This is a genomic window from Polynucleobacter sp. Latsch14-2, assembly GCF_018881925.1.
GTDB lineage: Bacteria > Pseudomonadota > Gammaproteobacteria > Burkholderiales > Burkholderiaceae > Polynucleobacter.
Map to the genome: position 1 here is coordinate 298,515 of NZ_JACVPL010000002.1, position 11,519 is coordinate 310,033.

Consider the following 11,519-nt stretch of genomic DNA (forward strand, 5'->3'; position numbering starts at 1 on the left):
CAAACTTATCCACAGCCAAAAAACTATGCCTTTAGAGTTTGCTCTATTACATGTATTTCATGGTTAAGTTGCCCATCATGCGAGCGCTCTTCCCCAATCTTGCGGACTGCATGTAATACAGTTGTGTGATCGCGTCCCCCAAACAACTCTCCAATCTCTGGGAGGCTTTTTTGGGTTAATTCTTTAGCCATAAACATTGCAATTTGCCTTGGGCGTGCAATGTTGGCAGTGCGCTTTTTAGAGTACATATCAGCCACTTTGATGCTATAAAAATCTGCCACCGCTTTTTGGATGTTTTCAACGGAAATTTGTCGATTTTGGATAGAAAGCAGGTCTTTGAGTGCTGTGCGGGCCACTTCAATTGTGACCTCACGACCGTGGAAGCGCACATAAGCCAAGATTTTACGCAATGCACCTTCAAGCTCTCGCACATTTGAGCGAAGATGTTTTGCTACAAAAAAAGCCACATCTTCACTCATTGGAATACCCTCGCTAATGGCCTTTTTCATTAAAATGGCAACGCGCATCTCTAGTTCTGGCGGCTCAATTGCAACAGTTAGCCCCGAGTCAAACCGAGATATAAGCCTGTCATCGATGCCGGCCATTTCTTTTGGGTAGGTGTCGCTAGTAATAATCACTTGCGCTTTATTGCTTAAAAGGGCCTCAAACGCATAAAAAAACTCTTCTTGAGTACGTGATTTCCCACTAAAGAACTGAATGTCATCTATTAATAAAAGGTCTAGTGAGTGGTAGTAGCGCTTAAATCGATCAAACGCCTTTTGTTGGTAAGCGCGAACTACATCTGACACATATTGCTCAGCATGTATGTATCGAATACGAGCATTGGGTTTTTCTTTTAATAAATGATTCCCAATTGCGTGAATAAGGTGCGTTTTCCCTAGCCCAACACCACCATACAAAAACATGGGGTTGTATGAAGTGCCTGGGTTGTGTGCAACTTGGATAGAGGCCGCGCGCGCAAGTTGGTTGGCTTTGCCGGTGACAAAAGTTTCAAAGGTGAGGTTTGGGTTTAGTTTTGAGTGATCCTCAATCTCAAACGACCTCTCCTCTGTTGAGGCCCCATCCTCTTGGTTTGGTTGTGCTAAATCAGGCTCCACACTGGTTGTGATGGTGGTTATTGCTGGACTTAAATCTGCCCCCACCTCCACATCTAAAACAAAGCTGAGGTTTATGGGGAAGCCAAAATACTGTTGTGCCATCTCTTGAAGGCGGTCCGCAAAAGTTTTCTTAATCCAGTCCAACTTAAATCTATTTGGGGCTCCTATTGTAAGTGATTGACCACTTACATCGTGTGAAATCAACCTTAGGGGTTGAATCCATGTTTTAAACTGCTGGGGTGACAGTTCGCGGGACAAAATGCCAATAGCACCATCCCAAAAGCCCAATGGGTTAGGTGAGTTCAAAGCGGGGGGAGTTTGTAGGTTGCTCATATTTTTAGAGGATCCATTGTAGCGATCCCGCAAAGTTATCCACAAGCGGGAAAATCGTGGAAAACCTGTGGATAACTTGTGTACAAAATTAGAAAAACCTTACAAATTAGGTATTTATATTAAAAAGTAACAAAAAATAAAGAAAAAACACCGATATATCCGTAAGGATAGGTTGACCTTTTGCGCAGCAACAAGGAAAATACTTGGCTTCCTTAGGACTTATCATGAAAAGAACATACCAACCCTCAGTAGTACGTCGTAAACGCACCCACGGCTTTCGTATTCGCATGAAAACCAAGAGCGGCCGTGCAGTTTTAAATGCTCGCCGCGCTAAAGGCCGTAAACGCCTAGCTGTTTAATAATTAGCTTAGCTTTTGAATAGCGCCAGGATCTCCGAACTACTTAAAACACGCCCCAAAGCAAGTTTGTATTGGGGTTTGTATTTGGCCCCAACAGAAGATGGAGCCCGGGCTGATTTGGGAGTTGCGGTAGCTAAAAAACTGGCAAAACGCGCTGTAGATCGAAATAAAATAAAGCGCATGATTCGTCAACTGGTCTGGACGGCACAAACAACCCACCTCAATTGCAGTGATGTGGTTGTTAAGTTGAAAAAACCAATTGGTCGCGATACTCGTGGCAGATTACGAAAAAAAGAAAAAACACTTCTACGCAATCAGTTTGCAGATTTGATCTAGTGTGCATATTCTAAATAAAGCAGCAATTAAATTGCTCCGGCTCTATCAATTGCTATTAAGCCCTTATATGGGGATGAATTGCAAATTTATACCCAGCTGCTCCGAGTATGCTTGCCAATGTTTTAATCATTATGGCTTTACAAAAAGTCTTGGGCTAACGATTTGGCGCATTGCGCGCTGCAATCCATGGTCACAAGGCGGACATGACCCCGTAGTAAAACAAACAACTCATTAATTAAGCGAATTCAAATGGACTTTAAAAAAACAATTCTTTGGGCTGTGTTTTCCTTGTCGGGGTTGATGTTGTACAACAATTGGGTGGTGCATGAGGGCAAGCCTTCATTGTTTGGTGGGGCGCCAAGCAACACAAGTCAACAGGGACAGAATACCCCCGTGGGTAAGGCGGCTGTGCCAACACAAGTTTCAGGCTCGGCAACAAGTTCAGGCCCAATAGCGCCCGCAGTAACAGGGCTGGCACCAGACGCTGGTGAGAGGTTTGTGTTACAAAACGACGTTTTGTCTCTAGAGATTAGCGCCAATGGGGCTAACGTAGTTGATGCAAAGCTATTAAAAGAATTTACAGCAGACAAAAAACCAGTTGAGCTTTTTCAACAAACACCAACACATACATATGTTGCCCGTTCAGGCTTAATTGCCATGGGTAACGCGGACCTACCAAACCACACCAGTGTGTTCAAAGTAACGCAATCAGGTAAGGATGGCTCTGGCAGACCTTTTATTGTTTTGTCTAGCGAGCGTAATGGTGTGAGGCTGGAGAAAACATTTGTACTTACTCAAGGCAGTTATGTTGTGGATGTTGGACATCGCATTACGCAAGTGAGCGCAAGCACAACACCGCTCGTGCTCTATACAGAAATATTGCGCGACGGTAGCCAAGAGCAAAAAATAGGTCCGTTCGGCGGGGCTTTTTCTGCAAGTACTTTTACTGGTCCAGCTGTTTACACCGGTGTTGAGAAATTCAACAAGGTTGAATTTACTGCGATGGACAAAAACAAAATTACCATACCAACCCAAGTTCCCGCTGGCGATCCAGCGTGGGTCGCAATGGTGCAACACTACTTCGCATCCGCATGGATTCCTGGGGATAAATTTGCGAGAGATATTTATGCGGGCAAGGTTGATTTAAACCTTTACCGTATTGGTATACAAACCCCTTTAGGAGTTGTTGCCCCTGGCGCGCCCGTTGTAGAAAAAACAAAACTTTTTGTTGGGCCACAAGAGGAGAGGCTTTTGGAAGGCATTGCTCCCGGACTGGAGTTGCTAAAGGATTATGGATATCTCACAATCTTAGCAAAACCGATCTTTTGGTTGCTTGAGAAGATTCACTCCTATATTGGCAATTGGGGTTGGTCAATTATTCTTTTGACGATCTTTATTAAATTGGTCTTCTTTCCACTTTCTGCAGCAAGCTATAAATCTATGGCACGAATGAAAGAGGTTCAGCCTCGATTAGCCCTAATGAAGGAGCAATTTAAGGGCGACCCCCAAAAACTAAATCAGGCGATGATGGAAATGTATCGCAAAGAAAAAATTAATCCATTGGGTGGGTGTTTGCCGGTGGTGATTCAGATCCCTGTATTCATTTCCTTGTACTGGGTATTGCTGTCATCTGTTGAGATGCGTGGCGCACCCTGGGTGTTATGGATTCAGGATTTATCAATCCCTGACCCTTACTACATCTTGCCAATCATTATGGCAATCTCAATGTTTGTACAAACCAAATTAAACCCAACACCACCAGACCCAATCCAGGCAAAGGTGATGATGTACATGCCGATTGTTTTCTCGATCATGTTCTTCTTCTTCCCAGCCGGTTTGGTTTTATATTGGGTAACAAATAATCTACTGTCTATAGCCCAACAGTGGCAAATTAATAAATTGTTTGGAAAAAAAGCCGCCTAATGATTTAGGCGCTGCAATTTATTTCACAGCAATGATGACGAGAAGAGTGCCCATCATTGCTGTGGCTACAGCACCAGGAAAAGCTGGGCTTGGCGTTATTCGCATTAGCGGCACAAACTTAACTCCCATAGCTACGGCGCTTTTTCAAAAAGTGTTAAAGCCTCGCGAGGCTCACCTATTAACTTTGCGTGATGCCTCTGGCGCAGCAATAGATCAACTAATAGCAATTCACTTTGTGGCGCCGGCCTCCTTTACTGGTGAGGATGTGTTGGAGCTCCAGTGTCATGGCGGCCCTCAATTGCTTGAGTTGGTCATGCGGCGCTGTCTTGAATTGGCTAAGGATGATGGTCTGGTGATTGCGGAGCCCGGAGAATTTACCCTGCGTGCTTATCTGAACGACAAAATTGATTTAGCCCAAGCTGAAGCAATTGCTGACCTGATTGAGGCCCAAAGCGAGGCCGCAGTTCGTGGCGCCGCTAGATCTTTACAAGGCACGTTTTCTAATGATGTAAATGATTTGATCGAAGAGATTACACAACTCAGAATTTTGGTTGAATCTACGCTAGATTTTCCAGAAGAGGAAATTGAGTTTCTCGAAAATGCTCAAGCACGCGAGCGTCTAAATAGGGTGAGTGATCGCCTGTCCGCGCTGCGTGAGGGGGCAAAACAGGGGAAGATCTTGCGCGACGGAATACAGGTGGTGTTGGCTGGAGCCCCTAATGTGGGGAAGAGTTCCCTGCTAAACCGACTCGCTGGCGAAGAGGTTGCTATTGTTACACCCATCGCGGGGACAACGCGTGATCGAGTGAAAGAGAGTATTAATTTGGACGGTGTGCCGATGCACGTCATTGATACTGCGGGTCTACGTGAGACTGATGATGTTGTGGAGTCCAAGGGAATTGAAAGATCATGGGATGCCATACGGTTAGCAGATTTGGTTATTTTTCTGAAGGACTTCAATGCAAAAGATTCTCCAGAGGCCGCCACCGAAGAGACTTTAAGAAAAGAAATATTGCGAGCACTCCCGCCTAAATGTGAGGTGTTAGAGGTGATCAATAAATCAGATTTGCTATCAAAAGTCGATAGTCCGCCGCCCGAAGGAAGTTTGCTGATTTCAGCTAAAACCGGCTCCGGAATTGCTGATTTAAACAGAAAAATCTTGGGTGCTGCTGGTTGGGGCGGATCACAAGAGGGCGCCATTATTTCTAGGCGCAGGCATTTGAACTGCTTAGATGGGGCAGCAGACCATATAGAAAAAGCACAAAAATTCGCTGCAAATGGCAATATTTCGCTGGATTTGTTCGCAGAAGAGCTCCGTTTAGCCCAAGATCAACTCGGCCAAATCACAGGCAAACTCTTGCCAGACGATCTTCTGGGTAAGATATTTAGCCAATTCTGCATCGGCAAGTAATTTGTTCCCTTTTGGGGGTGGGCATACAAATATGTCCGAAATGTTAAAATCATTAGATTAAAAATTACTTCTTTCCAGGGAATCTTATGACCACAACCACTAATGGCGCAATCAAAGCAAATGCACCAGATTATGTAAAAAATAGTCAATTAATTCAATGGGTTGCAGATATTGCCGCCCTAACAAAGCCCGATAGCATTCATTGGTGTGACGGCTCTCAGGTGGAATACGACAAGCTTTGCGAACTATTGGTTGGTGCTGGGGTTTTTAAGCGCTTAAATCCAGCAAAGCGTAAAAATTCCTTTTTAGCTCTTTCGGATCCAGAGGATGTGGCGCGCGTTGAAGACCGCACATTTATTTGTTCTGCCAAAAAAGAAGATGCGGGCCCAACAAATAATTGGGTAGAACCAAGCGAAATGCGCGCAACCTTAGGGCCTCTATTTGATGGTTGTATGCGCGGTAGAACAATGTACGTGGTTCCATTTTCAATGGGTCCGATTGGTTCCCCAATCGCTCACATTGGTGTTGAGCTGTCAGACAGCCCTTATGTTGCCATCAACATGCGCTTGATGACCCGCATGGGTAAAGCGGTGGTTGATCAGTTAGGTGCTAACGGCGAGTTCGTGCCTTGCATTCACACGGTTGGTAAACCACTGGCTGTTGGCGAAAAAGATGTTGCTTGGCCAAACAATAAAACTAAATACATCGTTCATTACCCAGAGACTCGTGAAATTTGGTCTTTTGGTTCTGGTTACGGCGGTAATGCATTGTTAGGTAAAAAATGTTTTGCATTGCGCATTGCCTCCAACATGGGTCGCGATGAAGGTTGGTTGGCTGAGCATATGTTGATTTTGGGTGTTACTTCTCCCGAGGGTAAGAAATATCACATCGCCGCAGCATTCCCATCCGCCTGTGGAAAAACAAACTTCTCCATGATGATTCCTCCAAAAGGCTTCGAGGGTTGGAAGGTAACGACTATTGGTGACGACATTGCTTGGATTAAGCCACGCAAAGATGTCGCTACTGGCAAGACCCGTTTGTTTGCGATCAATCCAGAGTCTGGTTACTTCGGTGTGGCGCCCGGCACAAATCGCCAAACCAATCAAAACTGTATTGATTCCTTAAATCAAGATGTGATTTTTACTAACGTTGGTTTAACTGATGATGGTGATGTTTGGTGGGAGGGCTTGACTGAAACGCCACCAGCCCACTTAATTGACTGGCAAGGTAAAGACTGGACCCCGGCGGATGGTGCCGCAGGACGCAAGGCTGCACATCCAAACTCACGCTTTACTGTTGCGGCCACCAATAATCCTGCGGTGGATCCTAATTGGGATAACCCTGAGGGTGTTGCAATCGATGCGTTCTTATTTGGAGGGCGTCGTTCAAACACCGTTCCATTGGTTAGCGAGGCACGTGATTGGGTTGAAGGTGTTTATATGGCCGCAACCCTAGGCTCGGAAACTACCGCAGCGATTACTGGCCAGGTTGGTGTAGTGCGTCGCGATCCATTTGCAATGATTGCTTTTGCTGGTTACAACATGAGCGATTATTTCCAACATTGGTTGAATGTTGGAAATAAGCTTGCAAAAGAAGGCGCGGTATTGCCAAAAATCTATTGCGTGAATTGGTTCCGCAAAGATGAAAATGGTAAGTTTGTATGGCCTGGCTTCGGTGAAAACATGCGCGTCCTATCTTGGATTCTTGGTCGCGCAGAGGGCACGGCAAAGGGCCTAGAAACTCCATTTGGTATTTGCCCAGAACATACTGACATGCATTGGGGCGGCTTAGACTACTCAGTTGAGAAGTTTGAAAAGGCCATCGCTGTTGGTGTTGCTGACTGGAAAAATGAGCTCAAATTACACACTGAGCTATTCGAGCATCTCGGCGAACGCTTGCCAAAAGAGCTGCTAGAGACGCGCGCAAAAATTGAAAAACGCTTGAGCGCCTAGTACTGTATTAGCGGTTTATTCACATAAGATTGGAAGTTATGACACCCCAACACCATGAAATAGTGGTGATTGGGGCTGGCATATCGGGCGCCGCGATCGCAAACGAATTGCTTAGCCGCAGCCAGCCCGTCTGTATTGTTGATGCAGCGCCTGGACCAGCAAGTGCTTGCTCAAGTCACTCATACGCAATAGCACATCCACACATAGGCAGGGGATCTCCGAGACTTCTGCGACTGACGCGCATCGCCTTTCTATTGGCTGAGGCGCGTTGGGGGAAGCAGTGGAATCAACATGGAATATTTCAACCAACAAAGAAAGACAAAGTCTTTAATCGAGATGAGCTTCAAGAATACCTTCGGTCTATAGATATTGATGACAAGATTGCTAAGCCTTTAGATGCAAGAGAGGCGCAAGCACTTTTGGGCATTGAGCAAAGTGGTGTATGGTTGCCGCGAGGTGCATCTCTTAGCTTGGCCGAGGCAGCAAATGATTTGCTACAAGCCCACGAAAAATTAACTTGCCTTTGGAAAACACGCATTAGTCGTCTTGAGGCGTCTGACGGTAAATGGCTCTTATTTGATGATGCAGGGCACCAGATATTAACTTCTGACAAAGTTATTGTTGCTGCAGCCATGGAGACTAAATCTTTAATGGCCAGCATTGATGTTCATTTGCCACTAAAGCCGGTGCGGGGTCAGTTAAGTATTTTCTCAATCTCAAAAAATGATGCCTGGGTGCCGCGTTTACCAAAAGTGGCCCTCTCCGGCGAGGGCTATTGCCTGCCTGCAGAAAAGCTCGCGGATGGCAGCTACCGATGGATTGTCGGTTCTAGTTTCGACGAGGGAGAGGATGATCTGCAAGCGCGCAATAGCAGTGATGAATTTAATCGTGAGCAGGCTCAGGGGTTGCTGAATTACGCAGAGGGCGATGTTGCCTCGCTAAGGGCGAATGATAGTTTTATTGGGGTTCGCTGTGTTTCAGGAGACCGCCTTCCTATCATTGGCACCCTTACCCAGCGCCCAGGAATTTTTCTTGCAACCGCCTTGGGATCTAGAGGAGTACTTTGGTCCGCATTGGCGGCCAAGTTTATTGTCGCTCAAGTACTAGAAGATGACTTTGCTTTACTCGCGCGCTTGGGTTTCACTGCAGATTTAGTTGCTGCGCTAGCTCCAGCACGCTTCTTTGCTGGCGCCTTTGCGACACCATCGGCTTTGGGCGCCTTAGCTTCAAACTCAAAACCAATCTTACCCTCGGCGCCGAGGGCCAAGTAAGCCTTAAAGCCACGACCCGTTCTGTTTGATTTGAAGTTGGTTAAGAGATCTGTTTTCCCTTCCTTCAGCAACTTTTGCACCTGTTCCGCAGAAATTTCTTGCTGGAGTACAACTTTGCCTGTTTTGAAATCACAGGATTTACTTGGTCCGGTATTGTTTTCACATAAATACCGCATACCATCTTCGTAGACGGCACCAGAACATTTAGGGCAGACACCTAGTGTTTGTCGACCTGTGAAATCGATCGCTTCCGTCTCATCATCCTGCGTGTTACCAAAATCGAACTCGAGCTTAAACCCAGCATTTGGATAATCAGCATCATCTTCGGGTATTTCGCTTAATTTGATAATGGCCGCAAAGGGGCGTCCCATTTTGCTGCGGAAGCCTTGTAAAGGCCCGATAGTTTTTTCACGCAAAAGCTCTTCCACTTCAGGGTATTCAAACGCACGCCCACCCGGAGTTTTGCTAATGGTAAAGCCACATTTTTCACACGCAAAACGACGATAGTTTTCTTTAACGGGCCCCTTGCAGTGTGGACACGGTGTTGACATTGTTGCGTAGTCGCCAGGTATGGTGTCGCTGTCGTACTCTTTAGCGCGCTTCACAATACGCTGCGTCATTTGTGCAATTTCTTGCATAAATGTATCGCGATTCATCTTCCCTTGTTCGATCAAAGATAACTTGTTTTCCCAACTACCAGTGAGGTCTGGGCGTGTTAACTCCTCTACATCTAAGCCACGCAAGAGTGTCATTAACTGAAACGCCTTTGCAGTCGGAATGAGTTCACGCGCTTCGCGCACCATATATCTTTCGGCCAGCAGGCCCTCGATGATTGCTGCACGAGTGGCCGGGGTACCTAAGCCTTTTTCTGCCATGGCCTCACGCATCTCATCATCATCAACCCATTTCCCTGCGCTTTCCATGGCAGAGAGTAAGGTTGCCTCAGTGTAGCGGGCGGGCGGCTTTGTTTTGAGTGGAACTGCGGCAATAGATTCGTTTTGAACGGTCTCACCCTCCTGAACCGCAACTAATTCATCTTCAGCTTGATTGGATCTGCCATAGACGGTTAACCAACCCGGATTAACGAGTACCCGACCCTCAGTTTTGAAGTGATGACCAGAAGCCTCAGTAATGCGAGTGGTGACCCTAAATTCAGCCGCTGGATAGAAGACTGCTAAGAAGCGACGCACTACCAAGTCGTATAACTTGTGCTCAGGCTCGCTTAACGTCTTGGGCGCCTCTAGGGTTGGAATAATGGCAAAGTGATCAGAAATTTTAGAGTTATCAAAAATTCTTTTGTTTGGCTTAATCCAGCCGGCGCCAACTTTTGCTTTTGTATCTTTGGGGTCGCCCCTCAAGATTTGCTCGGCAAATGGGCGGTAATCTTGGGAGTGCTTAGCCAAGCTTTCCATCGTTTGCTTGACGGTGTCTAAATAATCTTCTGGCAGTGCTTTTGCATCCGTACGTGGATAGGTAAGCACCTTATGACGCTCATAAAGCGCTTGAGCTAGGCCTAGAGTATTTTTAGCAGAGAAGCCAAAGCGTGCATTAGCCTCGCGCTGCAAGCTAGTTAGGTCAAATAGTTGTGGCGCAAGTTGGGTGGCTGGTTTTGCTTCTTCGGTAACACTAGCTTTTTTATCACGACACGCCGCCACAATACTTTGCGCTGCGGCTTCACTCCACAGCCGGTTTTCACGCGCATCGGGTACGGTTGGATCTTTTTTGAATTTGGGATCAAACCAGCGACCCTCATAAATACCAGCTGCAGCTATAAACTCCGCCTTTACCTCCCAATAGTCTTTGGAGATAAATTTACGAATTAACTCTTCTCGCTCAACAACAATGGAAAGGGTTGGTGTTTGCACGCGCCCAACAGTTGTGAGAAAAAACCCACCACTCTTGCTATTAAACGCAGTCATGGCTCGGGTGCCATTGATGCCAACCAACCAGTCTGCTTCAGAGCGACAACGGGCCGCATCTGCCAGCGGCTTCATATCATCATCGGAACGCAGCGACACAAAACCCTCTCGAATTGCATTCGGCGTCATTGACTGCAACCAGAGTCTTTTAATGGCCTGTGGTGCTTTAGCGTGCTGCGCAATTAAACGGAAAATTAATTCGCCTTCGCGTCCTGCGTCACAAGCATTAATGAGGGCATTAATGTCTTTGCGCTTAATCAGCTTTTGCAAAACCTTAAGGCGAGATTCTGTTTTGGCGATTGGACGAAGATCGAAATAAGGGGGCACTACTGGTAGGTTGGCGAAAGACCATTTGCCACGCTTAACGTCGTATTCTTCAGGTGCTGCAATTTCTAAAAGATGCCCGACGGCAGAAGAGATGACATAGTCATCGCTTTCAAAATAATCCTCATACTTTGTAAAGCCGCCCAGCGCTTTGGCAATGTCATTTGCTACCGATGGCTTCTCGGCAATGATGAGCGCCTTTGGATGGTCAACAGTTGAAGTTTTGGAACTGCTTTTGGTAGATGCTTTAGCCACGCGTTTGCCTAAATTTGAGCCTGAATTAAGTATTTAATGAGGGAAAAGGATGATCAATTTAAACCAAATCAGGGTTTGGCTGATCATTCACCCTTTTTTATTATTAACCGATAAATTATTAAAAGTCCAAAGTAGCTAGACTTTTGCCGCCTTTTTATGCCATATTTAGGCAAAAACCAGCTTTTAAGCCTAGGTGGATTCAACCACGAAGTGCAACTTTGAACAACTAGGTAAGGAGGCTAAGGATGTTTTAGTATCCAAAGCTTCTAGACCTCCAAGTCAAAGTAGCCATGACCTATCAACACCTTAGCCAAACTG

Annotated in this window: 8 protein-coding genes and 1 pseudogene; 7 read left to right on the forward strand and 2 right to left on the reverse strand. The window is 46.1% G+C overall.

Annotated features, from left to right (window positions below; all coding sequences use genetic code 11):
• Positions 1-23: 23 nt before the first annotated feature.
• The gene (gene dnaA, locus ICN46_RS03725) at positions 24-1,451 is read right to left on the reverse strand and encodes a chromosomal replication initiator protein DnaA (protein ID WP_216204622.1); all 1,428 of its coding nucleotides are present in this window, start codon (positions 1,449-1,451) and stop codon (positions 24-26) included.
• Between the two features lie 224 nt (positions 1,452-1,675).
• On the opposite strand from dnaA, the gene rpmH reads away from it, so the two are divergent.
• From rpmH to mnmC1, 7 genes and pseudogenes are all read left to right on the forward strand, one after another.
• Positions 1,676-1,810, forward strand: a complete 135-nt coding sequence (gene rpmH / locus ICN46_RS03730; RefSeq protein ID WP_114636164.1) for a 50S ribosomal protein L34 — start codon at positions 1,676-1,678, stop codon at positions 1,808-1,810.
• 15 nt (positions 1,811-1,825) lie between these two features.
• A complete protein-coding gene (locus ICN46_RS03735; RefSeq protein ID WP_216204625.1) occupies positions 1,826-2,146 on the forward strand; it encodes a ribonuclease P protein component in 321 nt (106 codons plus the stop codon).
• A gap of 1 nt (position 2,147) precedes the next feature.
• Positions 2,148-2,381, forward strand: coding sequence for a membrane protein insertion efficiency factor YidD (gene yidD, locus ICN46_RS03740; RefSeq protein ID WP_216204628.1), 234 nt, complete (start codon positions 2,148-2,150; stop codon positions 2,379-2,381).
• A 14-nt stretch (positions 2,382-2,395) separates the two neighbouring features.
• The gene (gene yidC / locus ICN46_RS03745; protein WP_216204631.1) at positions 2,396-4,069 is read left to right on the forward strand and encodes a membrane protein insertase YidC; all 1,674 of its coding nucleotides are present in this window, start codon (positions 2,396-2,398) and stop codon (positions 4,067-4,069) included.
• Between the two features lie 34 nt (positions 4,070-4,103).
• The gene (mnmE, locus tag ICN46_RS03750) at positions 4,104-5,480 is read left to right on the forward strand and encodes a tRNA uridine-5-carboxymethylaminomethyl(34) synthesis GTPase MnmE (protein ID WP_216204708.1); all 1,377 of its coding nucleotides are present in this window, start codon (positions 4,104-4,106) and stop codon (positions 5,478-5,480) included.
• An 86-nt stretch (positions 5,481-5,566) separates the two neighbouring features.
• The gene (locus tag ICN46_RS03755) at positions 5,567-7,432 is read left to right on the forward strand and encodes a phosphoenolpyruvate carboxykinase (GTP) (protein ID WP_216204633.1); all 1,866 of its coding nucleotides are present in this window, start codon (positions 5,567-5,569) and stop codon (positions 7,430-7,432) included.
• Positions 7,433-7,470: 38 nt separating this feature from the next.
• Positions 7,471-8,556 (forward strand): annotated as a pseudogene (mnmC1, locus tag ICN46_RS11965) (FAD-dependent 5-carboxymethylaminomethyl-2-thiouridine(34) oxidoreductase MnmC1); the annotation flags it as partial.
• Here the strand turns inward: mnmC1 and ICN46_RS03760 are convergent.
• The gene (locus ICN46_RS03760) at positions 8,529-11,201 is read right to left on the reverse strand and encodes a DNA topoisomerase III (RefSeq protein WP_216204636.1); all 2,673 of its coding nucleotides are present in this window, start codon (positions 11,199-11,201) and stop codon (positions 8,529-8,531) included. The pseudogene mnmC1 and the gene ICN46_RS03760 sit on opposite strands and share 28 nt — an antisense overlap.
• Between the last annotated feature and the right edge of the window lie 318 nt (positions 11,202-11,519).